Annotated in this window: 24 protein-coding genes; 18 read left to right on the top strand and 6 right to left on the bottom strand. The window is 73.7% G+C overall.

Annotation, left to right across the window (positions count from 1 at the left end):
- The first annotated feature begins 2 nt into the window (after positions 1-2).
- Both ACIOD1_RS27430 and ACIOD1_RS27425 read left to right on the top strand, forming a co-directional pair.
- Complete coding sequence (locus ACIOD1_RS27430; protein ID WP_365627124.1) at positions 3-788, top strand: 3-oxoacyl-ACP reductase; 786 nt, start codon at positions 3-5, stop codon at positions 786-788.
- A 172-nt stretch (positions 789-960) separates the two neighbouring features.
- Positions 961-2,256, top strand: a complete 1,296-nt coding sequence (locus tag ACIOD1_RS27425) for a haloacid dehalogenase-like hydrolase (protein ID WP_365627121.1) — start codon at positions 961-963, stop codon at positions 2,254-2,256.
- 55 nt (positions 2,257-2,311) lie between these two features.
- On the opposite strand, the gene ACIOD1_RS27420 is transcribed toward ACIOD1_RS27425, so the two are convergent.
- On the bottom strand, positions 2,312-3,505 hold the full coding sequence (locus ACIOD1_RS27420; protein WP_365627118.1) for an amino acid deaminase/aldolase: 1,194 nt from the start codon (positions 3,503-3,505) through the stop codon (positions 2,312-2,314).
- Between the two features lie 140 nt (positions 3,506-3,645).
- Here ACIOD1_RS27420 and ACIOD1_RS27415 point away from each other — a divergent pair, with 140 nt between their 5' ends.
- The 3 genes from ACIOD1_RS27415 to ACIOD1_RS27405 are packed head-to-tail and all read left to right on the top strand — an operon-like array spanning position 3,646 to position 6,400.
- Entirely contained in the window at positions 3,646-4,461 is an 816-nt protein-coding gene (locus ACIOD1_RS27415) for a hypothetical protein (protein ID WP_401905225.1), read from the top strand.
- Positions 4,458-5,657 (top strand): type VII secretion-associated serine protease mycosin, encoded by a 1,200-nt coding sequence (gene mycP / locus ACIOD1_RS27410; protein WP_401905223.1) that lies wholly within the window; start codon positions 4,458-4,460, stop codon positions 5,655-5,657. The genes ACIOD1_RS27415 and mycP overlap by 4 nt, the downstream gene beginning before the upstream one ends.
- A gap of 2 nt (positions 5,658-5,659) precedes the next feature.
- A complete protein-coding gene (locus tag ACIOD1_RS27405) occupies positions 5,660-6,400 on the top strand; it encodes an SseB family protein (RefSeq protein WP_365627109.1) in 741 nt (246 codons plus the stop codon).
- A gap of 122 nt (positions 6,401-6,522) precedes the next feature.
- Here ACIOD1_RS27405 and ACIOD1_RS27400 read toward each other — a convergent pair whose 3' ends face one another.
- On the bottom strand, positions 6,523-6,906 hold the full coding sequence (locus ACIOD1_RS27400; RefSeq protein ID WP_365627106.1) for a DUF1844 domain-containing protein: 384 nt from the start codon (positions 6,904-6,906) through the stop codon (positions 6,523-6,525).
- A 326-nt stretch (positions 6,907-7,232) separates the two neighbouring features.
- On the opposite strand from ACIOD1_RS27400, the gene infC reads away from it, so the two are divergent.
- The 10 genes from infC (at position 7,233) to ACIOD1_RS27350 (ending at position 18,385) form a co-directional block, all read left to right on the top strand.
- Complete coding sequence (gene infC / locus ACIOD1_RS27395; RefSeq protein WP_365627103.1) at positions 7,233-7,976, top strand: translation initiation factor IF-3; 744 nt, start codon at positions 7,233-7,235, stop codon at positions 7,974-7,976.
- Positions 7,977-8,079: 103 nt separating this feature from the next.
- On the top strand, positions 8,080-8,274 hold the full coding sequence (rpmI, locus tag ACIOD1_RS27390; RefSeq protein WP_365627100.1) for a 50S ribosomal protein L35: 195 nt from the start codon (positions 8,080-8,082) through the stop codon (positions 8,272-8,274).
- 102 nt (positions 8,275-8,376) lie between these two features.
- Positions 8,377-8,763 (top strand): 50S ribosomal protein L20, encoded by a 387-nt coding sequence (gene rplT, locus ACIOD1_RS27385; protein WP_007263143.1) that lies wholly within the window; start codon positions 8,377-8,379, stop codon positions 8,761-8,763.
- Between the two features lie 159 nt (positions 8,764-8,922).
- Positions 8,923-9,783 carry a TrmH family RNA methyltransferase gene (locus ACIOD1_RS27380; RefSeq protein WP_401905219.1) on the top strand — a complete coding sequence of 287 codons (861 nt, stop codon included), beginning with the start codon at positions 8,923-8,925 and terminating at the stop codon, positions 9,781-9,783.
- Between the two features lie 52 nt (positions 9,784-9,835).
- Positions 9,836-11,011, top strand: a complete 1,176-nt coding sequence (locus ACIOD1_RS27375; RefSeq protein WP_365627092.1) for an ATP-binding protein — start codon at positions 9,836-9,838, stop codon at positions 11,009-11,011.
- A gap of 159 nt (positions 11,012-11,170) precedes the next feature.
- Complete coding sequence (gene pheS, locus ACIOD1_RS27370) at positions 11,171-12,298, top strand: phenylalanine--tRNA ligase subunit alpha (protein ID WP_365627089.1); 1,128 nt, start codon at positions 11,171-11,173, stop codon at positions 12,296-12,298.
- A complete protein-coding gene (pheT, locus tag ACIOD1_RS27365) occupies positions 12,298-14,826 on the top strand; it encodes a phenylalanine--tRNA ligase subunit beta (RefSeq protein WP_401905215.1) in 2,529 nt (842 codons plus the stop codon). The genes pheS and pheT overlap by 1 nt, the downstream gene beginning before the upstream one ends.
- A 162-nt stretch (positions 14,827-14,988) precedes the next feature.
- Positions 14,989-16,020 (top strand): PP2C family protein-serine/threonine phosphatase, encoded by a 1,032-nt coding sequence (locus ACIOD1_RS27360; RefSeq protein WP_401905213.1) that lies wholly within the window; start codon positions 14,989-14,991, stop codon positions 16,018-16,020.
- Between the two features lie 443 nt (positions 16,021-16,463).
- Positions 16,464-17,801: a transcriptional regulator gene (locus tag ACIOD1_RS27355; RefSeq protein ID WP_365627080.1), complete on the top strand. Its 1,338-nt coding sequence runs from the start codon at positions 16,464-16,466 to the stop codon at positions 17,799-17,801.
- A gap of 53 nt (positions 17,802-17,854) precedes the next feature.
- Positions 17,855-18,385 carry an NUDIX domain-containing protein gene (locus tag ACIOD1_RS27350; protein ID WP_365627077.1) on the top strand — a complete coding sequence of 177 codons (531 nt, stop codon included), beginning with the start codon at positions 17,855-17,857 and terminating at the stop codon, positions 18,383-18,385.
- A gap of 33 nt (positions 18,386-18,418) precedes the next feature.
- On the opposite strand, the gene ACIOD1_RS27345 is transcribed toward ACIOD1_RS27350, so the two are convergent.
- Complete coding sequence (locus ACIOD1_RS27345; RefSeq protein WP_401905210.1) at positions 18,419-19,321, bottom strand: 3-hydroxybutyryl-CoA dehydrogenase; 903 nt, start codon at positions 19,319-19,321, stop codon at positions 18,419-18,421.
- 154 nt (positions 19,322-19,475) lie between these two features.
- Between ACIOD1_RS27345 and ACIOD1_RS27340 the strand changes: the two genes are divergently transcribed.
- The gene (locus ACIOD1_RS27340) at positions 19,476-20,735 is read left to right on the top strand and encodes a glycoside hydrolase family 10 protein (RefSeq protein WP_401905208.1); all 1,260 of its coding nucleotides are present in this window, start codon (positions 19,476-19,478) and stop codon (positions 20,733-20,735) included.
- 26 nt (positions 20,736-20,761) lie between these two features.
- Here ACIOD1_RS27340 and ACIOD1_RS27335 read toward each other — a convergent pair whose 3' ends face one another.
- Both ACIOD1_RS27335 and ACIOD1_RS27330 read right to left on the bottom strand, forming a co-directional pair.
- Complete coding sequence (locus ACIOD1_RS27335) at positions 20,762-20,959, bottom strand: DUF1918 domain-containing protein (RefSeq protein WP_365627069.1); 198 nt, start codon at positions 20,957-20,959, stop codon at positions 20,762-20,764.
- Between the two features lie 62 nt (positions 20,960-21,021).
- Positions 21,022-22,053, bottom strand: coding sequence for a DMT family transporter (locus tag ACIOD1_RS27330; RefSeq protein ID WP_401905205.1), 1,032 nt, complete (start codon positions 22,051-22,053; stop codon positions 21,022-21,024).
- Between ACIOD1_RS27330 and ACIOD1_RS27325 the strand changes: the two genes are divergently transcribed.
- Entirely contained in the window at positions 22,052-23,476 is a 1,425-nt protein-coding gene (locus ACIOD1_RS27325; RefSeq protein ID WP_401905202.1) for a PLP-dependent aminotransferase family protein, read from the top strand. The genes ACIOD1_RS27330 and ACIOD1_RS27325 overlap by 2 nt on opposite strands.
- Before the next feature lie 48 nt (positions 23,477-23,524).
- Here ACIOD1_RS27325 and ACIOD1_RS27320 read toward each other — a convergent pair whose 3' ends face one another.
- Positions 23,525-24,082 carry a carbohydrate-binding module family 14 protein gene (locus ACIOD1_RS27320; protein WP_401905199.1) on the bottom strand — a complete coding sequence of 186 codons (558 nt, stop codon included), beginning with the start codon at positions 24,080-24,082 and terminating at the stop codon, positions 23,525-23,527.
- A gap of 342 nt (positions 24,083-24,424) precedes the next feature.
- On the opposite strand from ACIOD1_RS27320, the gene rox reads away from it, so the two are divergent.
- Positions 24,425-25,894: a rifampin monooxygenase gene (rox, locus tag ACIOD1_RS27315; protein ID WP_401905197.1), complete on the top strand. Its 1,470-nt coding sequence runs from the start codon at positions 24,425-24,427 to the stop codon at positions 25,892-25,894.
- The last annotated feature ends 33 nt before the right edge of the window (positions 25,895-25,927 follow it).

The following is a 25,927-nucleotide window of genomic DNA, read 5'->3' as shown; positions in this document are numbered from 1 at the left end:
ACATGTCGAACGAAGAGATCATCTGCCGCCGCCTCGTCGGTCGCACCGCCGTCATCACCGGAGCCGGCAGCGGCATCGGCCTCGCCGCCGCCCGCCGACTGGCCTCCGAAGGCGCCAACGTCGTCTGCGCCGACATCGACGAGACCGCCGGCAAGGCCGCCGCCGAGGAGGTCGGGGGCCTGTTCGTGAAGGTGGACGTCACCGACAAGGAGCAGGTCGACGCCCTCTTCAAGGCGGCCCACGACACCTACGGCTCCGTCGACATCGCCTTCAACAACGCGGGCATCTCCCCGCCGGACGACGACTCCATCCTCACCACCGAGCTCGACGCCTGGCGCCGCGTCCAGGACGTCAACCTCACCTCCGTCTACCTCTGCTGCAAGGCCGCGCTCCCCTACATGCGCAGCCAGGGCCGGGGCTCCATCATCAACACCGCCTCCTTCGTGGCCATCATGGGCGCCGCCACCTCGCAGATCTCCTACACCGCCTCCAAGGGCGGCGTCCTCGCCATGACCCGCGAGCTGGGCGTCCAGTTCGCCCGCGAGGGCATCCGCGTCAACGCCCTGTGCCCGGGGCCCGTCAACACCCCGCTCCTGCAAGAGCTGTTCGCCAAGGACCCCGAGCGCGCCGCGCGCCGCCTCGTGCACATCCCGCTCGGCCGCTTCGCCGAGCCCACGGAGATCGCCGCCGCCGTGGCCTTCCTCGCCAGCGACGACTCCTCCTTCGTCAACGCCACCGACTTCCTCGTCGACGGCGGGATCTCCGGCGCGTACGTCACCCCTCTTTAAGCCCCTCTCCACACCACCCACCGGACAGCCGGGCGTCGCACGACGCCCGGCTGTCGTGCTCCGGCCGTTGCCGCCGAAGTCCCGCCCGGCCCGTGGGGTCCACCGGCGCCGCTTCGACGACAGGACCCGGCGTCCGCGACGATCTTCATCAGAATCAGGAGTGACCACCTCAGTGACCCGACTCAGCACCACGCGCCGGCTCCGGGCCGCCCTGGCCACCGCGATCACCGCGGGCGCCCTCGTCGCCGTCGCGCCCACGGCCCAGGCCGCGTGGCCCGGCGCGCACTGCGCCACCCCGAAGCTCGCGGCCGGTTGGTACGGCGACAACCAGGCCCGGCTCCAGCAGCTGATCGACCGGTACGGCGGCTGCGACCCGTACCGCCACGACCGCGCGAAGCCCGTCGCCGTCTTCGACTGGGACAACACCGTCGTCAAAAACGACGTCGGCGACGCCACCATGTTCTGGCTGCTGCGCAACGGGAAGATACGCCAGCCCGCCGGCGGGAACTGGGCCACCACCAGCCGCTACCTCACCCCGGCCGCGACCGGCGCCCTCGCCGCGGCCTGCGGCCCCCTCGCCCGCCCCGGCGCGCCCCTGCCCACCGGCACCCCCGCGGGAGCCGCCTGCGCCGACGAGATCAACGCCGTCTACGGAACCGCCGCCACCCGCGCCGGCGCCGCCGCCTTCGCCGGCTGGGACCGCCGCACCACCGAGCCCGCGTACGCCTGGCTGCCGCAGCTCACCCAGGGCTGGACCGCGAGCCAGGTCCGCGGCTTCGCCGCCGCCGCCCGCTCCGAGAACCTGGCCGCCCCCGTCGGCGCCAAGCAGCAGGTCGGCACCGCCAGCGCCACCGGTTGGGTCCGCTACTACGACCAGCAGAAGGACCTGATCGACGGCCTGCGGAAGGCCGGCTTCGACGTGTGGATCAGCTCCGCCTCCCCGCAGCCCGTCGTCGAGGTCTGGGCCCAGGGCGTCGGCATCAAGGCAGACCACGTCATCGGCATCCGCAACACCACCACGTACGGCGGGAAGTTCACCGCCCACCTCCAGGGGTGCGGATCCGTCGAGGACGGCGCCGACACGATGATCACCTACGTGGACGGCAAGCGCTGCTGGATCAACAAGGAGGTCTTCGGGGTCCGCGGCCCGGCCGCCGAGAAGGTCCAGCCCGCCGCCCGCCGCCAGGTCTTCGCCGCCGGAGACTCCGACACCGACATCTCGTTCCTGCGCGACGCGACCGCCCTGCGGCTCGTCGTCAACCGCAACAAGAACGAGCTGATGTGCCGCGCCTACGACAACAGCGACGGCAAGTGGATCGTGAACCCGATGTTCATCGAGCCCAAGAAGCAGAAGACCGGCACCTACCCGTGCTCCACCACGGGCTACGTCGACCACGACGGCGCCACCGGGCCCGTCCGCCGGGGCGATACCAGCGTCATCCCCGACCAGACGGACAGCGTCTTCTAGTCCGGTGATCCGGCGCGCGCACACGCGCGACGTACGGACGCACGACGCTCACGCGCTACAGGAACGTGCGGCCCTCGCCCCGGTACGTCGGGGCGACGGCCGTCACCCGGTCGCCCTCGATCAGGTGCAACTCCTCGAAGCGCTCGCACAGTTCACCGGCCTTCGCGTGCCGGAACCACACCCGGTCGCCGATCAACAGGTCGTCGGCCGCGCTCCCCAGCAGCGGGGTCTGCACCTCGCCCGCACCCTCCTGGGGGTCGTAGCGCAACCCCGCCGGGAGGTACGGAACCGGCAGCCGGTCGGCGCCCGCCGCGCCCGAGGCCGGATAACCACCGCCCAGCACCGTCACCACGCCCACTCCGGGCCTGCGCACCACCGGCTGGGCGAACAGTGCCGCCGGCCGGCCCCGGAACGAGGTGTAGTTGTCGAACAACCTCGGCACGTACAGCCCCGAACCGGCGGCGATCTCCGTCACCGCGTCCTCCGCGGCGGTCTCCGCCACGCTGCCCGTGCCACCGCCGTTGACGAACTCCAGCTCCGGCGCCACCGCCCGGACCGCCCGCACCACCTCGGCCCGCCGGGCGGACAGCTCCCGCCGCGCCGCGCCCTGCATCAGCCGGATCGCCCGCGACCGCACCGGTCGCCCGGCCAGCGAGTCGCCGACCCCGGCGATGTGGCCCTCGTAGGCCATCAGCCCCACCACGCGGAAGCCGGGCCGCTCGGCCACCCCGCGCGCCAACTCCGCGAGCTGCTCCGGCTCACGCAGCGGGGAGCGGCGAGCGCCCACCCGTACCCGCCCGCCGAACAGGTGCAGGGCGGTGTCCAGTTCCAGGCAGACCCGGACCTCCTCGGCCCCGCCCTCGCGCGAGCGGTCGATCAGGTCCAGCTGGGCGACGTCGTCGACCATCACCGTCACCGCGCCCGCGAGCTTCGGGTCGTGCGCCAACTCCCGGAAGGCCGCCCGGTCCGCCGACGGATAGGCGAGCAGCACGTCCTCGAAGCCCGAGCGGGCCAACCACAGGGACTCCGCGAGGGTGTACGACATGATCCCGGCGAACCCGGGCCGGGCCAGGACCCGTTCCAGCAGCGCCCGACAGCGTACGGACTTGCTCGCCACCCGTACGGGCTTGCCGCCCGCGCGGCGCACCAGATCGTCGGCGTTGGCGTCGAAGGCGTCGAGGTCCACGATGGCCAGGGGCGCGTCGAGGTGCGCCGTCGCCCGGTCGTACCGGGCCCGGTCGGAAGTCATGGGCGGCAGCTTGCCAGACCCCTCTACCCGTGGGTAGGCCCCGGCGTCCACGGGGGCGGGGGCAGCGCCGGGGGCCGGCCCCGCGCGGGCCCGTAGAGTACGGGGAGGCCGCAGGGTACGAACGGGGGGCGGACCGCCGGATGACGACGTCGACACCGCAGGCCGGGATCCTGGACGAACCCGGCCCTCCCCAGCCCCCGCGCCGCGCGCCCGGCCGGGTCCTCGCCGCCGCCCTGTGCGGCCTCCTCGGAGCGGGCCTCCTCGCCGGGGCCGGCGCCACCGCCTGGAGCGAACACCGCGACGCGCACCGCCCGCCGCCCCCGGACGCCGCCTACCGCGCGGCCGCCGCGCTCTGGCACTCGGCCCCCGTCGACCGCCTCCTGCCGCCCGTGCTGGAAGGCCACGGAGCCGGCCCCGGCCGGGCGGACCGCAGCTGGATCCGGACCGCGCTCGCCCCCGACGCCGACTGCGCCGCCGCCCTCGCCCCCGAGTGGCGTACCGCGCTCGCCGCCACCGGCTGCACCCGCGTGCTCCGCGCCACCTACACCGACGCCACCCGCAGCTCCCTGGTCACCGTCGGGCTGGTGTTCACCCCCGCCGACGCCGCCGCCATGGCCGGACTGCGGGGCCGCCTCCCCGCCCCGCGGGCCTACGAGTTCGCCGACGCCCGCCGGGCCGCCTGGACCACCGGCGTCGTCCCCGAGGCCCCGGTCGTGGTCTACGCCGTCTCCGCCTTCGCGGACGGCCGCACCACCGACGCCCCCGTCCCGGCCGAGGAGGCCACCCGGCAGGGCGCCACCGGAACCGCCGCCGAAGCGGGCCTCGGCCACGACGCCCAAGGCGCCTCCCTCGCCGTCGAACGCGCCCTCGCGGTCCTCGCGGCCCCACCCGGGAGCCCCGGCGCCGCCACCCCCGACCCCGCGACGGGCGCCACCACCCCGGAGCCCCGCCGATGAGCCGCACCCGCCCCGCGACCACCGCGGGCGCCCTGACCCTGGCGGCGCTCCTCGCCTCCGTCACGGTCGCCGCCACCGCGTCCCCCGCCGCCGCCGACACCATCCGCGACCGCCAGTGGGGGCTGCTCGCCCTGCGCGCCGAGGAGGCCTGGGGCACCACCCAGGGCGACGGGATCACCGTCGCCGTCCTGGACACCGGGGTCGACCCCACCCACCCCGACCTGGCCGGCCAGGTCCTCGAAGGCAACGACCTCATCGGCATGGGAGCCTCCCGGGGCGACCGCGCCTGGGCCCGCCACGGCACGGCGATGGCGAGCGTCATCGCGGGCCGCGGCCACGGTCCCAACCGCTCCCAGGGCGTCCTCGGCATCGCTCCGCACGCCAAGATCCTGCCGGTCCGGGTCATCCTGGAAGAGGGGGACCCGGGCCGCGACAAGGCCCGGGACAGCAAGTCCGGCGCCCTCGCCGAGGGCATCCGCTGGGCCGCCGACCACGGCGCCGACGTGATCAACCTGTCCCTCGGCGACGACAGCGACTCCGCCCACCACGAAGCCGGCGAGGACGCGGCCGTCCGGTACGCCCTCGGCAAGGGCGTGGTGGTCGTCGCCTCCGCCGGCAACGGCGGCGAACGCGGGGACCACACCTCCTACCCGGCCGCCTACCCCGGGGTCATCGCCGTCGCCGCCGTCGACCGGCAGGGCCGCAAGGCCGCCTTCTCCACCCGCCACTGGTACGCCACCGTCAGCGCCCCCGGCGTCGACGTGGTCATCGCCGACCCGGACCGCTCCTACTACGAGGGCTGGGGCACGAGCGCGGCCGCCGCCTTCGTCTCCGGCGCGGTGGCCCTGGTCAAGGCCGCCCACCCGGGGCTCTCCCCGGCCCAGGTCAAGAAGCTGCTGGAGGACACCGCCGGCGAGAGCCCCACCGGGGGCCGCGACGACGCCCGGGGCCACGGCACCGTGGACCCCGTCGCCGCCCTCCAGGCCGCCGACGCGCTGCGCCCCGAGGCGGCCGTCCCCGCGCCCGTCCCGGCCGGGCGGCGGTACTTCGGCCCCGGCCCCGACCCGGTCGACGCGGTCGAGCGCCCGTCCCGGCTCGGCGCCCCGGCCGCCGCCGCCGGGGGAGCGGCCCTGCTCGTACTGGCCGCGGCGCTGGCCCGGCGCCCGAGCGCCGGCCGGCGGGATAGGGTCGGGTAACTGTGGCGAACAAGAACATCCCCGACCCCGGTTTCTCCGACGACGACGGCACCGCCGATCCCCGGTTGAGCGCGGCCCTCGCCGCGTGGGCCGAGGACCGCGCGACCGAACCGAGACTGCTGGAGGCCCTCAAGGAGGCCCGGCTGCTCGTCCCCGTCGTGGCGGTGCTCGGCGAGGTCGAGACGGACCCCGAGACCGGCCTGAGGCGCGAGAAGACCAGCGACATGGCGGTGCCCACCCTCACCGCCGGCAACCGACGGGCCCTGCCCGCCTTCACCTCGATCGCCTCGCTGGCCCTCTGGGACCCGGCCGCCCGACCCGTGGCCGTCCCGCTGCACCAGGCCCTGGCCGCCGCCGCCCACGAGAAGGCCGACACGATCGTCCTCGACCTCGCCGGCCCCGTCCCCTACCAGCTGGCCGGCTCCGCGCTCCGCGCGCTGGCCGAGGGCCGCACCGACGCCGACCCGCTGGCCGACCCCGCCGTGCGCGAGGCGGTGCGCGCCGCCGTGGCCGCCGAGCCCGCCGTGCTCCGCGCCCACCTGGTCCGGAGCGACTCCGACGCCGACGGCACCCTCGCGGTGGTCCTGGCGGCCGACGCCGAGGCCGCCCCGGCCGCCCGCCGCGTCGCGGAGGCCCTCGCGGCCGACGAGATCCTGCGCGGCCGACTGGTGCGCGGGCTGGACCTCGCACTGCTCCCCGCCGACGCCCCGGCCGCCCCGGGCGAGGCACTCTTCACACGCTGAGGACCTCGTACGACCTGATCCCGCACGACGGACCCGTACGACCACGCGCACCCGCGCACACGCCGAAGGGGCGCCCACCGGGATCCGGTGGGCGCCCCTTCGGCACGGTCGGGGAGGGGCAATCAGCCGTAGACCGGGCCCGTGAACTTCTCGCCCGGGCCCTGGCCCGGCTCGTCCGGGACGATCGAGGCCTCGCGGAAGGCGAGCTGCAGGGACTTCAGGCCGTCGCGCAGCGGGGCCGCGTGGAAGGAGCTGATCTCGGTGGCGCTCGCGGTGACCAGGCCGGCGAGGGCGTTGATCAGCTTGCGGGCCTCGTCGAGGTCCTTGTGCTCGGAGTCGGGCTTGTCCAGGCCCAGGTTGACGGCCGCGGCGCTCAGCAGGTGGACGGCCACCGTGGTGATGACCTCGACCGCGGGCACGTCCGCGATGTCGCGGGTCATGTCGTCGTAGTCGGGCGCGGTGTCGGGGGAGTCCGTGGGGGTACCGGAGGGCGTCGCTTCAGTCATGCGCCCCACGATATGCCGTGCGGCGGCCTTGCAATGGGGGTGCTAGTATGTACATCGACCGGCCGGACACTCGCGTGCCCGGCCCACAAGTGGAGGCTCCTTTCTCCCACCCGACCGCCCTCCGGGGAGGCGGGTCACCCGGTCTGGTGGTATCCATCGTTCCGTACGGACGATGGAAAGCTGCCCGAGTCTGCGCCCCGCGGTTCGCACGCGGCGGTGCTCCGGTTGTATTGGAGCCCCTGCCTGTGCCCGGCGGGGCTTTTTTTATTCTCCGCCGCGGTAGGTCTGACGACACATAGACGTCAGCGGCTGTCTGCCAGACAGTCGTGTGGTGCTACCGAGGAGGATCCATCAGCACCGAGCCCCGCATCAACGACCGGATTCGCGTTCCCGAGGTACGACTCGTCGGCCCGAGCGGCGAGCAGGTCGGCATCGTGCCGCTTGCGAAGGCCCTTGAGCTGGCGCAGGAGTACGACCTCGACCTGGTCGAGGTCGCGGCGTCCGCACGCCCGCCGGTCTGCAAGCTCATGGACTACGGCAAGTTCAAGTACGAGTCGGCCATGAAGGCCCGTGAGGCGCGCAAGAACCAGGCGCACACGGTCATCAAGGAAATGAAGCTCCGGCCGAAGATCGACCCGCACGACTATGACACCAAGAAGGGTCACGTCGTTCGGTTCCTCAAGCAGGGCGACAAGGTCAAGATCACGATCATGTTCCGTGGTCGTGAGCAGTCCCGTCCGGAGCTCGGCTACCGCCTGCTCCAGCGTCTGGCCTCGGACGTCGAGGACCTCGGGTTCATCGAGTCGAACCCGAAGCAGGACGGCCGAAACATGATCATGGTTCTCGGTCCGCACAAGAAGAAGACCGAGGCGATGGCCGAAGCCCGCGAGGCGCAGGCCGCCCGCAAGGCGGAGCGCCAGGGTCTCACCGGCGCCGACGAGGACGAGGCTCCTTCCGAGGAGATCGTCGACGTCGATGCGGATGACACCGAGGTCGTCGCCGATGAGGCGGAGGCCGCCGAGGTCGTCTCGGACGAGGCTCCCTCGGACGAGGCGAAGACCGAGGCCTGATTCCGGGGCAGCCCGTCTCGGATCACCGACACAACATGACGCTCCCACCAGCCGGTCCCGTGCGGACCGGTGGGAGCGCCACCGACGAGGAGATAACGGCGCCATGCCGAAGAACAAGACGCACAGCGGTAGCAAGAAGCGCTTCAAGGTCACCGGCTCCGGCAAGGTGCTCCGCGAGCGCGCCGGCAAGCGCCACCTGCTCGAGCACAAGTCGTCCCGTGTCACGCGCCGCCTTTCCGGCACCGCGACGATGGCCCCCGGCGACGCCGCGAAGATCAAGAAGCTTCTCGGCATCTGATCCGCTTCCGCTTCCTTGCGGAAGCGGACGGTTCAAGACCGGGACCCCATCGAATTCGGGCCGTGTGAAGACAACCGCGGCCCCGCTACAAGGAGTTAAAAAGTGGCACGCGTCAAGCGGGCAGTAAACGCCCACAAGAAGCGCCGGGCGATCCTCGAGGCGGCCTCCGGCTACCGCGGTCAGCGTTCGCGCCTGTACCGCAAGGCCAAGGAGCAGGTCACCCACTCGCTGGTCTACAACTTCAACGACCGCAAGAAGCGCAAGGGCGACTTCCGTCAGCTGTGGATCCAGCGCATCAACGCCGCTGCCCGCCAGAACGGCATGACGTACAACCGCCTCATCCAGGGTCTGAAGGCCGCCAACATCGAGGTGGACCGCAAGATCCTCGCGGAGCTGGCCGTCAACGACGCCAACGCGTTCGCCGCCCTCGTCGAGGTCGCGCAGAAGGCCCTCCCGGCCGACGTCAACGCCCCCAAGGCCGCTGCCTAAGGGCTAGCCGGCCCGCTTCACACGGCCGGCCCCCACGGACCCGCAGGCGATTCGCCTGCGGGTCCGTGTGCTTTGGCCCGGCCGTACCGACAGCCCGGCCGTACCGCCGGCCCGGCCGTACCGCCCGCCCCGGAACCCCGAGAGAGAACCGCAGACACCATGGGTCACCCCGACGAGCTGATCTCCCCCCGATCCCCGCGGGTGGCCGCCGCCAGACGGCTGGCGCGGCGCAACTTCCGCACCAAGGAACGCCGGTTCATCGCCGAGGGACCGCAGGCGGTCCGCGAGGCCGTCGAGCACCGGGGGCCCCAGGGCGCGACCCTGATCGAGCTGTTCGCCACCGTCGAGGCGGCCGAGCGCCACGCCGACATCGTCGAGGCGGCCGTGCTGGGCGGGGCCCGGGTGCACTTCGCCTCCGACGAGGTGCTCGCCGAGGTCTCGCAGACCGTGACCCCCCAGGGTCTGGTCGGCGTCTGCCACTTCCTGGACTCGCCGTTCGAGGAGATCCTCAAGGCCGGCCCCAAGCTGGTCGCCGTCCTCGCGCACGTCCGCGACCCCGGGAACGCCGGCACGGTGCTGCGCTGCGCGGACGCCGCCGGGGCCGACGCCGTGGTGCTGACCGACGCCTCGGTGGACCTGTACAACCCCAAGTCCGTACGGGCCTCCGTGGGCTCCCTCTTCCACCTCCCCGTGGCCGTCGGCGTGCCCGTCGAGCAGGCCGTGGAGGGGCTGCGGGCGGCGGGCGTACGGATCCTCGCGGCCGACGGGGCGGGCGAGGACGACCTCGACGCCGAGCTGGACGCGGGCACCATGGGCGGACCGTCGGCCTGGGTCTTCGGCAACGAGGCCTGGGGCCTGCCCGAGGAGACCCGGGCGCTCGCGGACGCCGTCGTACGGGTCCCGATCCACGGCAAGGCGGAGAGCCTGAACCTCGCCACCGCCGCGGCCGTGTGCCTCTACGCCTCCGCACGTGCACAGCGGGCGCCCGGAGGGTGCCGCTCCGTGACCCCCAGCGAGTAATCTGGCTGCCCGGGGGCCCACGGTGCCACTCGGAGATGTGGGGTACGGGGACATGGCCGTCGGTACGAACAGCTCGCCGGAAGCCGCGGACGCGGCCGAGCGGCGCTCGCGGGACGCCCCGGTCCCCTCCGCGGACCTCGCGCTGCCCGCCCTGCCCTCCCCCCGGGAGTTCCGTCAGACCGTCTCCGAGTCGTGGATCGACCCCGACGAACTGCCCGACGGGCTGGTCGTCGCCGACCACGCCGGACGGGTCATCTGCTTCAACCGCGCCGCGGGCCGGATGACCGCGACGGACCCCGGCAAGGCCATAGGCGTCCGCATCGACGCCGCGCTCCCGCTGGAAGACCTCGAAGGCCGCCGCTGGTGGGCCCTGACGGACCCCTACGGCGGCCTCGCCACCCGGCGCGGCCAGCCCGAGCGCAACCTGCTGCTGCCCGGCGGCCGCGAGGTCCTCGTCTCCGCCCACTACGTGCGCACCCACCCCACCGGTCCCGTGCGCCGCCTCGTGGTCACCCTGCGCGGCACCGAGGCCCGGCGCCGCACCGAGCGCAGCCACGCCGAACTGATCGCGACCGTCGCGCACGAGCTGCGCTCCCCGCTGACCTCCGTCAAGGGGTTCACCGCCACCCTGCTGGCCAAGTGGGAGCGCTTCACCGATGCCCAGAAGCGCCTCATGTTGGAGACCGTCGACGCCGACGCCAACCGCGTCACCCGGCTCATCGCCGAACTCCTCGACATCTCCCGCATCGACTCCGGCCGCCTGGAGGTGCGCCGCCAGCCCGTCGACCTCGCCGCGGCCGTGGGCCGCCACGTCCAGGCGCTCACGGCGAACGGACAGGCGCCCGAGCGGTTCCTCGTACGCGTCAGCAGGCCGTTGCCCGACTGCTGGGCGGACCCGGACAAGATCGACCAGATCCTGGGGAACCTCCTGGAAAATGCGGTGCGCCACGGAGACGGAACGGTCACCATCGACGTAGCGCCGCACGAGAAGGGAACCGCCGTCACCGTGACCGACGAAGGACCCGGGATCCCCGAGGAATCGATGGGCCGCGTCTTCACCCGCTTCTGGCGGGGGAGCAAGCGCGGCGGCACCGGCTTGGGCCTGTACATCGTCAAGGGCATCGTGGAGGCCCACGGCGGCACCATCACCGTCGGCCGGGGCCCCGGCGGCGGCGCGGAGTTCCGATTCGTCCTGCCCGTGAGCGCCCCGGCGTACCTCACGCAGTAGCCCTGCGGAGCGTCCCGCCGGGCGGCCCACGGGCTCCTCAACCTCCCGCGACCTTTAGACTCGTCCTTTGGCACCTTTGTGTCCTTGTGCCGACCGCGTCGATCGAGTCGATCCTGTCGCGCGGGGACCACCAGCCAGCCATCGGAAGTACGGGAAGAGATGTCGGCACCGAACAAGTCCTACGACCCTGTCGAGGTCGAGGCACTGAAACCGGAAGAGATCGAGCGCATGCGGGACGAGGCGCTCGCCGCCTTCGCCTCCGCCGGTGACCTCGACGAGCTCCGCGAGGCCAAGACCGCGCACATGGGCGATCGCTCGCCCCTGGCGCTCGCCAACCGCGAGATCGGCGCCCTGCCGCCCCAGGCCAAGGCCGAGGCCGGCAAGCGCGTCGGACAGGCCCGCGGCGCCGTGAACAAGGCCTTCGGGGCCCGCACGGTCGAGCTGGAGGCCGAGCGCGACGAGCGGGTGCTGGTCGAGGAGGCCGTGGACGTCACGCTGCTCCACGACCGCGTCCCCGCCGGCGCCCGGCACCCCCTGACCACGCTGATGGACCGCATCGCGGACATCTTCACGGCCATGGGGTACGAGGTCGCGGAAGGTCCCGAGGTCGAGGCGGAGTGGTTCAACTTCGACGCCCTCAACTTCACGCCGGACCACCCGGCGCGCCAGATGCAGGACACCTTCTTCGTCCGGGGCCCCGAGGGCACCGAGGGCGACGAGTCCGGTGTCGTGCTGCGCACCCACACCTCCCCGGTGCAGGCGCGCTCGCTGCTGGAGCGCAAGCCCCCCGTCTACGTCGTCTGCCCGGGCCGGGTGTACCGCACCGACGAGCTCGACGCGACGCACACGCCCGTCTTCCACCAGGTCGAGCTGCTCGCCGTGGACGAGGGCCTGACCATGGCGGACCTCAAGGGCACCATGGACCACATGGTCCAGGAGCTGTTCGGCGAGGGCACCACCACCCGCCTGCGCCCGCACTTCTTCCCCTTCACCGAGCCGTCCGCCGAGATGGACATGCAGTGCTACGTGTGTCGCGGCGAATCGGTGGGCAACCCCGACCGCCCCTGCCGCACCTGCTCCAGCGAGGGCTGGATCGAGCTCGGCGGCTGCGGCATGGTCAACCCGAAGGTGCTCGTCGCCTGCGGCGTGGACCCCGACAGGTACAGCGGGTTCGCCTTCGGCTTCGGCATCGAACGGATGCTGATGTTCCGCCACAACGTAGAAGACATGCGAGACATGGTCGAGGGTGACGTCCGCTTCACCCGGCCGTTCGGGAGTGAGATCTGATGCGCGTCCCGCTTTCCTGGCTGCGGGAGTACGTAGACCTCCCCGCAGGTGAGACCGGCCGCGACGTGGCCGCCAAGCTCGTCGACGCCGGCCTTGAGGTCGAGACCGTCGAGCAGCTCGGCGGCGGGCTCAAGGGCCCGCTCGTCGTCGGTCGGGTGCTGACCATCGAGGAGCTGGAGGGCTTCCGCAAGCCGATCCGCTTCTGCACGGTCGACGTCGGCGGCGCCAACGGCACCGGCGAGCCGCAGGAGATCGTCTGCGGCGCCCGGAACTTCGCCGTCGGCGACAAGGTCGTCGTGGTCCTGCCCGGCGCCGTCCTGCCCGGGGACTTCGCGATCGCCTCGCGCAAGACCTACGGCCGCACCTCGCACGGAATGATCTGTTCCGGCGACGAGCTGGGCATGGGCGACGACGGCACGCACGGCATCATCGTGCTGCCGCCGGAGTACGAGGTCGGCACCGACGCGATCGAGCTGCTCCAGCTCATCGACGAGGTCCTCGACATCGACATCACCCCGGACCGCGGCTACTGCATGTCGATGCGCGGTGTGGCCCGCGAGGCCGCCACCGCGTACGGCCTGCCGCTGCGCGACCCGGCGCTGCTCGACGTCCCGGCGCCCAACGCCTACGGCTACCTCGTCAAGATCGACGACCCGGCCGGCTGCGACCGCTTCACCGCCCGCACCGTGACCGGTCTCGACCCCGAGGCCCGTTCCCCGATCTGGCTCACGCGCCGCCTCCAGAAGGCGGGCATGCGCCCGATCTCGCTGGCCGTGGACATCACCAACTACGTGATGCTGGAGCTCGGCCAGCCCCTGCACGCCTACGACCGCTCGCGCCTCGACGGCGCCATCGGCGTCCGCCGTGCCGAGCAGGGCGAGAAGTTCACCACCCTCGACGGCGTCAAGCGCACCCTCGACGCCGAGGACCTGGTGATCACCGACAACAGCGGCCCGATCGGGCTCGCCGGTGTCATGGGCGGCGCCAACACCGAGATCGCCGACTCCGTCACCGACCCGGAGACGGGCGCCGTCACCGGCACCACCGACGTGGTCGTCGAGGCCGCGCACTTCGACGCCGTGTCGATCTCGCGCACCGCCCGCCGCATGAAGCTCTCCTCCGAGGCGTCCAAGCGCTTCGAGCGGGGCGTCGACCCGCAGGCCGCCGCCGCGGCCGCCCAGCGGACCGTCGACCTCCTCGTGCTGCTCGCCGGCGGCACCGCCGAGGTCGGCGTCACCGAGCTGATCGCCCCCGGTGCCCCGCGCACCATCGCGATGAGCGCCGACCACCCGGACCGGGTCGCGGGCATGGACTACGGTCGCGAGACCGTCGTACGCCGCCTCCAGGAGATCGGCTGCGACGTCTACGGGCAGGACGAGCTCGTCGTCACCGTCCCCTCGTGGCGGCCCGACCTCGCCGCGCCCAACGACCTGGCCGAAGAGGTCATCCGGCTGGAGGGCTACGGGAACCTCCCGTCCACCCTCCCGCAGGTCCCCTCCGGCCGCGGTCTCACCCCCCGCCAGCAGCTGCACCGCCGCGTCGGCCGGGCGCTGGCCGGCGCCGGCTACGTCGAGGCGCTGAGCTACCCCTTCATCGGCGAGGCCGTCCTCGACCAGCTCCAGCTGGCCGCCGACGACGCCGCCCGCCGGGTGGTCAAGCTGGTCAACCCGATCTCCGACGAGGAGCCGGCGCTGCGCACCACGCTGCTGCCGGGTCTGCTCGGCGCGCTGCGCCGCAACGACAGCCGGGGCAGCCACGACCTCGCGCTCTTCGAGACCGGCTCGGTCTTCCTGGCCGCCGAACGGCCGGGTGTCGCCGTACGGCTGCCCGTCGACCGGCGTCCCACGGACGAGGAGGTCGCCACCCTGGACGCGGCCCTGCCCGCGCAGCCGCGGTACGCCGCGGTCGTGCTGGCCGGAGCCCGCGAGCAGGCCGGCTGGTGGGGCAAGGGCCGCCCGGCCGACTGGGCCGACGCGGTCCAGGCCGCCCGCGCCCTGGCCGTCGAGGCCGGCGCCGAGCTGGTCGTGCGCCAGGGCCGCTACGGCCCCTGGCACCCCGGCCGCTGCGCCGAGCTGGTCGTCACCCTGGACGGCGCGGAGACGGTCATCGGCCACGCCGGTGAACTGCACCCCCGCGTGGTCAAGGCGATGGGCCTGCCCGCCCGCACCAGCGCCATGGAGCTCGACCTCGACCGCCTCGCGGCGGCCGGTGGCGAGGCTCTGCGGGCGCCCCGGATCTCCTCCTTCCCGGTGGCGACCCAGGACGTGGCGCTGATCGTGGACGCCTCCGTCCCGGCGGCCTCCGTCGAGGGCGCGCTGCGCGAGGGAGCGGGCGAACTGCTCGAATCCCTGCGGCTGTTCGACGTGTTCACCGGCGAGCAGGTCGGCGCGGGCAAGAAGTCCCTGGCGTACGCGCTGCGCTTCCGCGCCCCCGACCGCACGCTGACGGCCGAGGAGTCCACGGCCGCCCGCGACGCGGCGGTGGCCCTGGCCGGCGAGCGCACCGGGGCGGTGCTGCGCGGCGCGTGACGCGCCGTGCGGTAGCCACCGCGAGCAGGTGAGGGGCCCCTCCGGACCACCGGAGGGGCCCCTCACTCGTTCGGGTGAGAACCCGGGGCGGCCGTGTCCGATACGTCGTGAGGTCGACACAATCGTTCCGGCCACAGGGGGCGGAAGGGGAGCGACCGACGGATGACCACGCGCGGGGAGATGCCCCAGGTGCGCCGGGTGTGCGTGCTCGCCTGGGGCGGCGCCGCGGTGTTCTGGGAACTGTCCTCCCCGGGCCGGCTCGGCCCGAGCCTGACGACCTGCGCGGCCTTCCTGCTCCTGGCCGGCGGCTGGACCCTGCACGTCCGCCGGGGCCTGCTGGGCGAACTGCGCCGCTCCAGGGAGATCGCCCGGGCCACCCAACGGGTGCTTCTGCGGCCCCCGCCCGGAAGGATCGACGGCCTCGCGGTGTCCGCCGCCCAGCTGTCGGCCAGCAAGGGTGCGGCCGTCGGCGGTGACCTCTACGAGGCCGTGGCCACGGCGTACGGGGTCCGGGTGGTGATCGGGGACGTACGGGGCCACGGGCTCCCCGCCCTGGCGGCGGCCGCCGCCGTGCTCGGCTCCTTCCGCGAGGCGGCGTACGACGAGCCCTCGCTCGGCGGGGTCCTGCTGCGGATGGAGCGCTCCCTGCGGCGCCACCTGCGCGAACGGTCCCGTGCGGAACACCCCGCCACCTGCGCGGCGGAGCCGGGCTCCCCGGCGGCGGAGGAGTTCGTCACCGTGCTGCTCCTGGAGATCGCCCCCGACGGCTCCCTCCTGGGCCTCAACTGCGGCCACCCCTGGCCCTACCTGCTGGGCCCCGGCCCGGCCCCGTACGTGCGACCGCTGCCCGGCGGGGAGCCGCTGCCCCCGCTCGGGGTGCTGCCCGTCCCCGCCGACGTACGCCCTTACTCCTGCGGGGAGTTGGCGCCCGGCAACCTCCTCGTCCTGCACACCGACGGCGCCGAGGACGCCCGGGACCGGCAGGGCCGCTTCTTCCCGCTGCCCCGGATCCTGGCGGGGGAGCGGACGCGGGAGCCGGCGCTCACGCCCGCGCGGCTGGTCGTGGGCGTGCACGCCGCCCTCCTGCGGCACACCGGCGGGCGGCTCTCCGACGACGTGGCCCTGCTGGTGCTGCGCAACGACCGGGCCCCGACCGCCGGCCCCGCCGGGCTCACGGGGCCGGACCGGCCCTGATCCGGTCCGACCCCCGCCCCGCGGGACCGCTCCCGCCGCCGGCCCGAAGGGGGGCCGGGTCGGCGGCGGTGAGGTGCGCGCGGGAGTACCCGCGCCGGGCGGTTCGGGTCGTTCCGCACCGGGCCGGTGGACGGGCCCGGTGCGGATTCGGCCCGGTTCCACCGGACCCGGCGACCAACCGGGCACCGGCGGAACCTCGGCGCGCCGCCCGCCTGCCATGGAGTGTCGGGCAGACAGCAAGGCGGGCGGCGCGGTGCCGGGTCGTCGCACTGTACGAGGGGGAGCCGACGACCCGAGCGGCCTCATTGGCGAGGCTCTTCAGTGAAGCGCCCGAGGGGCCCCCGGCGGGAGGGTGCGTATCGCATTTATGCGCGTTATTGGTTCACACCCCGTGTGAACCGCCCACCCGCTAGCCTGAGTCGGAAGAGTCCTTGGAGGGGCCCATGCAGCCCAACGCCCTGCTCGACGCCCTCCTCGCCGAGGCGGGCATGTCCCACGCCGGACTCGCCGCGCACGTCAATCAGGCGGGCCGGACCCGTGGACTCGCCCTGCGCTACGAACACACCGCCGTCTCCCGCTGGCTCAAGGGCCAGCGCCCCCGCGGCCAGGTGCCCGACCTGATCTGCGAGGTGCTCGGCGGCCGGCTGCACCGACCCGTGGCGCTGGACGACGTCGGCCTCGGGATCCCCGGCCAACCCGGCCCGCACGCCACCCCGATCGGTGGGTTCGTCGACCGGGCCACCGCCCTGTGGCGCTCGGACGAACTGGACCGGCCCGCACTGCTCGCCGTCGGCGCGGTGACCGGGACCCCGGCGGTCATCCCGGTGTGGGAGTGGGAGAACCCGCCCGAGGACGCCGACGTGTCCCGCTCCGGCCCGCACCGCATCGGCCCCGAGCACATCGAGGTCCTGCGGGCCGCCAGGGTGCATTACGAGCTGATGTACCGGAGGGCCGGCGGGGTGGCCACCCGGGCCCGGATCGTCCGTTTCCTCGGCAGCCAGACAGCCCCGATGCTGCGCGGGAGCTACTCCGACGACCTCGGCCGGCTCCTGCACCGGGCCACCGGCTCCCTCGTGGCGGTCGCGGGGATCTGCGCGTACGACTCCGACGCGCACGGGCTCGCCCAGCGCTACTTCCACCAGGCGCTGCGGCTCGCCAAGGCCAGCGGGGACCGGGGGTTGGGCGCGTACGTGATCGCGCTCCTCGTCAACCAGTCGCTGCACCTGCGCGACCACCGCCAGGCCGTCGCCTTCGCGGAGGCCGCGCTGCGCGCCGCCGGACGCCACACCACCCCGGCCCTGGCCGCCGACCTGTACGCGATGCAGGCCAAGGCCTACGCGCGACTCGGCGACACGGCGGCCGCGTTGGGCTGCATCGGCAAGGCGGAGGAGGCGGCCGGGCGGATCCGCCCGGGGACCGAGCCGGACGAGACCGGCTACGTCCAGCCCGGCCTGGTCAACGTACAGGTGGCGGAGGCGCTGCTCAGCCTCGGTGACCTCGGGGCCGCCCACGCGCAGGCGGCCGAGGCCGCCTCGGTGCCCGCGCACGACCGGGGGCGGGTGCACCGCCTCGCGATGCTCTGCGAGATCCAACTGCGTCAGGGCGAGGCGGACCGGGCGGTGGCCTCCGCCGCCGAGATGGCCGAACGGGCCAAGGGGATGGAGTCCCTGAGACTTCGAGACCGGCTGCGAGCGGTCCGCGAACAGCTGTTGACCAGCGGTTTCGCGGGCGCCGAGGAGACCGCGAGGCTCATCGACGGGGCGCTGCGCGTTCCCCTGTGACGGCCCGAGCTGCTGCCATGTTGTCACCAACGGATGCGGAAGGTGGCACTACCGTGCAGTGGACGAACCTGAGTGAGCAGACCGTGTACAAGAACCGCTGGTTCGACGTGAACCTGGCGGACGTGGAACTCCCCGACGGCCGGCACCTGGACCACTTCGTGATCCGCCTGCGGGCGGTCGCCGTGGCCACGGCCGTCAACGAGGCCGACGAGGTGCTGCTGTTGTGGCGGCACCGGTTCATCACCGACAGCTGGGGCTGGGAACTGCCCGCAGGGGTGGTCGAGGACGGCGAGTCCGTCGAGGCGGCCGCCGCCCGGGAGATGGAGGAGGAGTCGGGCTGGCGGCCCGGCCCGCTCCGCCACCTGATGACCGTCGAGCCCTCCAACGGGCTCACCGACGCCCGCCACCACCTCTACTGGGCCGACGGGGCCACGTACATGGGCGATCCCGAGGACGCCTTCGAGTCCTCGCGCCGCGAGTGGGTCCCGCTGAAACTCGTCCCGGACATGATCGCGCGGGGCCAGGTCCCGGCCGCCAACATGGCGGCCGGGCTGCTCCTGCTGCGCCACCTCCGGCTCGGCTGAGCACCCCCGGGGAGGGGACCGGGGCCCGGGCGGTCAGCCGTACGGGTAGAAGCCCGAGCCCGTCTTGCGGCCCAGGCGGCCGGCATCGACCATGCGCTGGAGCAGCGGGGGAGCGGCGTAGAGCGGCTCCTTGAACTCCGCGTACATCGAGTCGGCCACCGAGGCCACGGTGTCCAGCCCGATCAGGTCCGCCAGCTTCAGCGGGCCCATCGGGTGGGCGCAGCCCAGCTCCATGCCGTTGTCGATGTCCTCGCGGCTCGCGATCCCGGACTCGAACATCCGGATCGCGGAGAGCAGGTACGGGATCAGCAGGGCGTTGACCACGAAGCCGGAACGGTCCTGGGCGCGGATCGCGTGCTTGCCCAGCACGTCCCGCACCAGGGCCTCGGTCCGCTTGACGGTCTCCTCGCCCGTGGTCAGCGCCGGGATCAGCTCCACGAGCTGCTGCACCGGGGCCGGGTTGAAGAAGTGGATTCCGATGACCTGGTCGGGCCGCGAGGTGGCGACGGCCAGCTTCACCAGGGGGATCGAGGAGGTGTTGGAGGCGAGGATCGCGTCCGGGCGGGTGATCACCTGGTCGAGGACCTGGAAGATCTCCGTCTTGACCTGCTCGTTCTCCACGACCGCCTCGATGACGAGGTCGCGGTCGGCGAACTCTCCGAGGTCGGTGGTGAAGGAGAGGCGGGCCAGGGTGGCGTCGCGCTCCTCCTCGCTGATCTTTCCGCGTTCGGCGGCCTTGGTCAGCGAGTTGTGCAGCCGGGTGCGCCCGATTTCGAGGGCCTCGCCGGTGGTCTCGGCGACCTTCACCTCAAGGCCGCTGCGGGCGCACACCTCGGCGATGCCCGCGCCCATCTGCCCGCAGCCCACCACGCCGACGCGGGTGATGTCGGTCGGGAGGGTAGAGAGGTCCGTCACATCGTGCCTTTCGCTGCTCATTCATCGCGGGTCCCCCGTGTTCGGCAGTGGTAACTGCCCCTCGGCGCCCGCCACGCCCCCCGACGTTACCCCCGTCGTTGGCGTACCCGGCGGCCCGGGGCGGGCATGCTGGGCGCACGCGGGGCAATGTAACGGAACGGAGTGGAGTCGTCACATGACGCACATCGGACGGCGGGGAGTACTGGCGGGAGCGGCCGGAGCGGCGGGGGCGCTGGCGGTGACGGCCGCGGCGGGCCTGGCGGGGGAGGCGCGGGCCGAGCAGCGGCCGGCGGGAGGCCGGGCCGAGGCGGCCGTGGAGTTCCGGGGGATGTGGATCGCCTCGGTGGGGAACGTGGACTGGCCGTCGGCCGCCGGGCTGTCCGCGCGCGAGCAGCGGGCCGAGCTGACAGCCCTGCTGGACACCGCGGTGCGGCGCCGGTTGAACGCGGTGGTCCTCCAGGTCCGGCCGACGGCCGACGCCCTCTGGCCCTCGACGCGGGAGCCCTGGTCGCAGTGGCTGACCGGGGAGCAGGGTCGTGACCCGGGCTGGGACCCGCTGGGGACCGCCGTCACGGAGGCGCACGCGCGGGGGCTGGAACTGCACGCCTGGTTCAACCCGTACCGGGTGGCCAACCACACCGACCCGGACCGGCTGGTGTCCTCCCACCCGGCCCGCCTGAACCCGGGCTGGACCGTCCCGTACGGAGGCAAGCTCTACTACAACCCCGGCCTGCCCGAGGTGCGCCGCTTCGTGCAGGAGGCGATGCTCGACGCGGTCTCGCGCTATCCGATCGACGGGGTGCACTGGGACGACTACTTCTACCCGTACCCGGTGAGCGGGCAGTACTTCGACGACGACGTGGCCTTCGCCGACCACGGGGCCGGCTTCACCTCCCGCGCCGCCTGGCGCCGCCACAACATCGACACCCTGGTGCGCGAGATGTCGCAGGCGGTGCGCCGCGTCCGGCCGTCGGCCCGCTTCGGGGTGAGTCCGTTCGCCGTGTGGCGGGGGGACGACGTGGACCCGTTGGGCTCGCCGACGCGGGCGGGCGTGGCGACGTACGACGACCTCTACGCGGACACCCGCAAGTGGGTCGTCGAGGGCTGGTTGGACTACATCGCCCCGCAGGCGTACTGGCACCTGGGGCATCCGAGCGCCGACTACGCCGCGATCGTGCCCTGGTGGGCCGGGACGGTCCGCGGGACCGGGGTCGACCTGTACGTGGGGGAGGCCCTCTACCGCTGCGACGCCGACAGCCCCACGGAAGCCTGGCGCGATCCGGCGGAGCTGTCGCGGCACCTGGACTTCACGAAGCGCCACCCGGAAGTCCGCGGCCACGTCTACTTCTCGGCGAAGCAGGTGGCCGCGGATCCCAACGGAGCGATGGCCAGGGTGGTGGCCGACCACTACGGGTCGGCGGCCGCCCCGCGTTGAGGGGGCGGGTCCCGTCGGTCGTCCGTTCAGTGGGCGGGCTCGTCCGGGTGATTGATCACGCAGTCCGGTCCGGGGGCCATCAGGGCCTCGTGACCGTCCTGGAAGCGCACCCGGTACGGGGGGGTTCCGTTCTCGCCCAGCACCTGGGTGATCTCGCCCACCTTGTCGTTCTGCCCGACGATCCTGCCGTGCTGCACCAGCTGGTCGCCCTCGGTCGCGTGCATGTCCGACCTCCTCGATGGCGGTCCGATCCGATCCGGTGTTAGAAGTTTAGGTCGTTTTGCCACTATTTGACCCGTTGGGTCAGGGTGATGCAGACGAGGACCGCGCAGGCGGCGAGGGGGGTGGCCGCCGACAGGTGCTCGCCCAGCAGCGCCACCGACCAGACCAGGGTCAGCAAGGGTTGGGCGAGCTGGAGCTGGCTGGCGCGCGGGGCCCCGATCACGGCCATCCCGCGGTACCAGACGTACAGGCCGAAGAAGGCGGAGCCGGCCGCCAGCCACACCAGGCCGGCCGCTCCGTGCCAGGTCGGGTGGACCGGTTCGTACGCGAGGGCGAGCGCGGAGCCGACCAGCGCGAGCGGCAGGCACAGCACCAGCGCCCAGCCGATCACCTGCCACCCCGGCAGCAGGCGGGTCAGCCGCCCGCCCTCGGTGTACCCGGCCGCGCACACGAGCAGGGAGGCCAGGAGGAACCAGTCGCCCGTCGAGAGGGCGCCACCGCTCTGGGCGAGGGTGAAGCCGAGCACCACCGCGGCCCCCGCGACGGCCGCCGCCCAGAACCGGCCCGAGGGGCGGGCACCGGTGCGCAGCGCGGAGACGACGGCGGTGGTGAGCGGCAGCAGACCGACCACGACGGCGGCGTGCGAGGTGCTGGAGGTCCGCAGGGCCAGGGTGGTCAACAGCGGGAAGCCCACCACCACCCCGCCGGCCACGACCGCGAGTCCGGACCAGTGCGCGCGGGCCGGCAGCGGCACCCGGGCGGCCAGCAGGAACCCGCCCGCGATGAGGGCGCCCAGGACGCTCCGCAGGCAGACGAGCGACCAGGGGCCGAAGCTCTCCAGCCCCCAGGCGGTGGCGGGGAAGGTCAACGAGAAGGCCACGACGCCGAGGAGGGCGAGGGCGGTGCCGCCGCGCGCGGTGCCGTGACCGGCGGGGGCGGTGGCGGCCGGGGCCGTGAGCGGGATGACGCCGTCCGTGGTGCTCGCGCCGGCGTCGCCCGTGGTGCTCGCGCTGCCGCTTCTGCTACTGGTTCCGCTTGCGCGGCCGGACTGAACTGCTATCGCTGCGGGGCGAGTAGCGCTATTCTGTGCTGTCATGTACGAGCGTAGCAGTGTGGCCGAACTGGCGGAATTCCTCCGGTCGGAGCTCGACCGCTATCCAATAGGTGGAAAGCTGCCTTCGAGTCGCGCTCTCGTCGAGCGCTACCGGGTCAGCCCCGTCACCGTCTCGCGGGCCCTCGCCCAGCTCGCCGCCGAGGGGCTCGTCGTCACCCGGCCCGGCGCGGGCGCGTTCCGCTCCAGGCCGCGCACGGCCGACCCCCTGACCGGGGACACCTCCTGGCAGGAGGTCGCGCTCAGCGCGGAGGGGGCCGGGGACGTGGTGCCCCGTTCCGTGGACGCCTCCGGTGTGCTGGCCTCGCTGGCCGCGCCGCCGACCGGCGTCATCGAGCTGAACAGCGGCTACATGCACTCCTCGCTCCAGCCCGAGCGGGCCATGGCGGCGGCCCTGGCGCGGGCCGGTCGCCGCCCCGGGGCCTGGGGTCGGCCGCCCGTGGAGGGCCTGCCCGAGCTGCGGGACTGGTTCGCGCGGGAGATCGGGGGCGGGGTGGGGGCCGCGGACGTCCTGGTCACCGCCGGCGGGCAGAGCGCCCTCACCACCGCGCTGCGGGCGTTGGCCCCGCCCGGGGCGCCGGTCCTGGTCGAGTCGCCCACCTACCCCGGCCTGCTGGCCATCGCCCGCGCCTCCGGCTGTCGGCCCGTCCCCGTCCCCGCGGATGCCGAAGGGGTCCGGCCGGAGCTGCTCGCCGCCGCTTTCGAGGCCACCGGCGCGCGGGTCTTCGTCTGCCAGCCGCTCTTCCAGAACCCGACCGGCTCCGTGCTCTCGGCCGCGCGCCGCCCCGAGGTGCTCCGGATCGCGCGCGCCGCGGGGGCCTTCGTGGTGGAGGACGACTACGCCCGCCACATGGCCCACGAGGACGCCGGCCCGCTGCCCGCGACCCTGGCCGCGGAGGACGCCGACGGGATCGTCGTCCACGTACGGTCCCTGACCAAGATCACCTCGCCCAGCCTGCGGGTCGGGGCGATCGCGGCCCGGGGCCCCGTGATGGACCGGCTGCGCGCCATCCAGGTGGTGGACAGCTTCTTCGTGGCGCGGCCCCTCCAGGAGGCCGCCCTCGAACTGGTCGGCGCGCCCGCCTGGCCGCGCCACCTGCGGACCGTCGCCGCCGAGCTGCGCCACCGCCGGGACGTGCTCGTGGGCGCCCTGCGGCGCGAACTGCCCGGGGCGGAGCTGCCCCATCTCCCCTTGGGGGGATACCAGTTGTGGGTGCGCCTGGGCGGGGAGGGCGACGACGCCGCCTTCGTGGCCGCGGCCCTGCGCGCCGGGGTCGCGGTCGCCCCCGGCAGGCCCTACTTCTGCGCGGAGCCGCCCGCGGCGCACGTACGGCTGAGCTTCTCCGGCGTCCCGGGGCCGGGGGACCTGGTGGAGGCGGTCCGACGCCTGCGGGGGACCCTGGCCTGAGGCGGCGCCGGCGACCCCGGCCCGGCCGGGTCCGGCCGTCGCCCCGGCTCAGAACAGCGAGACGGGGGCGGTGGCCGAGGAGGCGTTGTAGATCCCGGAGATGCCCAGGTAGTTCGCCCGGTACCCGCGCAGGATCTCGTCGAGCGGGATCGAGAGCCGAGCGGGGGTGTCGCAGTGGGCCTCGCCGAACTGGTCGGTGACGGCGGTGCACAGGAGCCTGCCGCCGACGGTGGTGAAGGTGACCGGTACGCCGTCCAGTCCGGCGGGCGCGTCCGCGATCCGGACGGTGGTGCCGAGGCCCTTGACCCCGAACAGCAGCCCGTTCAGGCGGGCCGGGGTGGCGGTGGCGACGGTGGTCGCCGACGGCCGGACCCGCTCGGGGGCGTCGCAGATCTGCGGGACCGCGGCGAAGACCTGGCCGGCGGGGCAGGGGAGCACGGTGGTGATCCCGGCGGTGCACTGCACGTAGAAGCGGTGGTCCTGCGGCCGGGGGAGCCGGGCGTCGGGTCCGCAGCCGGTGGCCGCGACGGCGGGGGTGGCGGCGATCCCCAGCGCGAGAAGGGCTCCCGAGGCCGTGGCGGCGAGTACTCCGCGGATGCTGCCCATACGTAACACAACTGCCTCCAGGCATGAATGTGACCCTGAGTAACACGTTGGTTGCGTGGCGACTATATGCAGGTCTGATCGGCGGGCACAACGTCGCCCCGGAATCGCTCTCCTGTGCGACGGTGCGGTGGCCTGAACCCGCTCGACGGCCCGCTCGGCGGCGGCCCAAAAGAGAAAGGGCAAGGAGGTCACTCACTCCTTGCCACTCTCAACATATAGCGGCCGGGGGGCCTTGCGGCAAGGCCCCCGTCGTGCCGCAGAATCTCCGGGCCGCGACGGGTGCGCGGCGGCCGGACGGCATCGCACCTCTTGCGGCATCGCATTCTTCGAGCGGGGATCCTCATGACGGACGTGATCGTGGTCGGCGGCGGCCCGACCGGTTTGATGCTGGCCGGCGAGCTGCGGCTGCACGGCGTGGGCGTGGTCGTGCTGGAGAAGCTGACCGAGCCGACCGGAGAATCCCGCGGACAGGGCCTGCACACGCGCAGCGTCGAGATGATGGACCAACGCGGCCTGCTGGACCGCTTCCTCGCGGTCGGCGAGAAGTTCCAGGTCGGCGGCCCCTTCGGAGGCATCCGAACACCGTGGCCGGACCGGCTGGACACGGCGCACCCGTACGGTCTCGCCGTCCCGCAACCGGTCACCGAGCGGCTGCTGGAGGAGCGGGCCCTCGAACTCGGTACGGAGATCCGGCGCGGCCGCGAGGTGGTCGGACTGAGCCAGGACGAGGACGGGGTCGACGTCGAACTGGCCGACGGTACGCGGCTGCGCTCGCGCTACCTCGTCGGCTGTGACGGCGGCCGCAGCCGGGTGCGCAAGCTGCTCGGCGTCGGCTTCCCCGGCGAGCCCGCCACGGTGGAGACGCTGCTGGGCGACATGGAGCTGACCGAGGGCCCGGCGACGATCGCCGCCGTCGTCGCGGAGGTCAACAGGACACACCTGCGGTTCGGCGCGATCCCGCAGGCCGTCGGGGGCTACCGGGTCGTCGTCCCCGGCGGCGCGGTGGCCGAGGACCGCGCGGGCGCACCGACCATGGAGGAGTTCAGGGAGCGGTTGGTGGCCACCGCGGGCACCGACTTCGGCGCGCACTCACCGCGGCGGCTCTCCCGCTTCGGCGACGCCACCCGGCAGGCCGAGCGCTACCGGGTCGGCAGGGTGCTGCTGGCCGGCGACGCGGCGCACGTCCACCCCCCGACCGGCGGCCAGGGGCTCAACCTCGGCGCCCAGGACGCGTTCAACCTGGGCTGGAAGCTGGCCGCCGAGGTGGCCGGCTGGGCACCGGAGGGCCTGCTGGACACTTACCACCGCGAGCGGCACCCGGTGGGCGCCGCCGTACTGGACAACACCCGCGCACAGATGACCCTGCTGGGGACCGGGCCCGGCCCGACCGCGCTGCGGGCGCTGTTCTCGAAGCTGATGGACTTCGAGGAGGTGAACCGGTACGTGACCGGCATGATCACCGCGGTCGGGGTCCGCTACGACCTCGGCGAGGGCCACGAGCTGCTCGGCCTGCGGATGCGGGACGTCCGGCTGGAGCGGGGGCGGCTCTACGAGCTGATGCGCACGGGGCGCGGCCTGCTGCTCGACCGGACCGGCACGCTCTCGGCGCGGGGCTGGGAGGACCGCGTCGACCACCTGGTCGACGCCGCCGCGGAACTCGACGCCCCCGCCGTGCTGCTGCGCCCGGACGGCCACGTGGCCTGGGCCGGCGAAGACCGCCGCGAACTGCTCGCCGCGCTGCCCCGCTGGTTCGGCGCCCCGTCGACCGCGCCCGCACCCGAGGGGCGGGGCGTCGGAAGGGGCTTTGCATAACACTGCGGACGTACGTATAGTCATGCCATCTAG

The sequence above is a fragment of the Streptomyces sp. NPDC088097 genome (assembly GCF_044741845.1).
Lineage (GTDB): Bacteria > Actinomycetota > Actinomycetes > Streptomycetales > Streptomycetaceae > Streptomyces.
The sequence above is the reverse complement of the archived record's forward strand: the minus strand, read 5'-3'. Positions and strand labels throughout refer to the sequence as shown.